At 51.4% G+C, this 465-nt stretch carries 1 protein-coding gene; it reads left to right on the plus strand.

The features are described 5' to 3' along the window. On the plus strand, positions 1-381 hold a 381-nt coding region (locus ACTHSP_RS21855), incomplete at its 5' end, for a formylglycine-generating enzyme family protein (RefSeq protein WP_440346990.1). Between the last annotated feature and the right edge of the window lie 84 nt (positions 382-465).

The following is a 465-nucleotide window of genomic DNA, read 5'->3' on the forward strand; positions in this document are numbered from 1 at the left end:
CTGCCGACTATTGACGAATGGGAGTTTGCAGGCTTGGCTTCTGCCACTCAAAAAGACGGCTCTGCCGAGCCTGGCTATAACCGCACCATCTTGGATTGGTATGCAGACGGCGGCCGCAACGGCCTGCGCGACATCGGTAAAAGCAAACCCAACTACTGGGGTGTATATGATATGCATGGCCTGATTTGGGAATGGACTGAAGACTTCAACAGCAGCCAACTCTCTGCCGGCTCGTCCAACACACAAATGTTCTGTAGCGGCGCATCCGTGGGTTCAAGCGACCCGTCCAACTATGCGGCATTCTTACGTTACGGCATCCGCACCAGCCTGCAGTCCAAATATGTTTTAAATAACTTGGGCTTCCGCTGTGCGAGCAAATAAAGTTTAGTTTTTATCACCAAAGCAGCTTTGGCGGTACTGAAAGGTATCGCCGCTTTTTTTGGCCGTCTGAAAAGATATGGCGCA

Source organism: Neisseria sp. P0001.S005, assembly GCF_051963715.1.